The sequence below is a fragment of the Bacillus sp. SIMBA_074 genome (genome assembly GCF_046534555.1).
GTDB lineage: Bacteria > Bacillota > Bacilli > Bacillales > Bacillaceae_G > Bacillus_A > Bacillus_A mycoides.
In genome coordinates this window covers 1-263 of sequence record NZ_JAWRYM010000697.1, presented here as the reverse complement: position 1 = coordinate 263, position 263 = coordinate 1, and the positions used below count along the sequence as shown (strand labels likewise).

At 68.1% G+C, this 263-nt stretch carries 1 pseudogene; it reads right to left on the bottom strand.

Annotated features, from left to right (window positions below):
• Nucleotides 1–263, bottom strand: a pseudogene (locus SB773_RS32575) (hypothetical protein); the annotation flags it as partial.

Genomic DNA, 263 nt, shown 5'->3' with positions numbered 1-263 from the left:
ACCAGCTGCTTGCGCGGTGCCTTCACCGTGTCGAACCAGTCGGCCGCCAGGGCGGAGTTCACGTTGTAGTCGTGCCGGCCGAGGAACAGGAACAGCGGCGTCTCCAGCGCGTGCACCGTCGTCATGTCCAGCGTCAACACGCCGGACAGCAGGTGCTGCATCGAATAGTCGTTGCCCTGCCAGACCGCGGCCACGTCCGCATCGGTGTATTCCGGCGACAGGCTCAGTGCCGCGGCCTCGGCGTCGCCGCCGCGGCGGTTGTG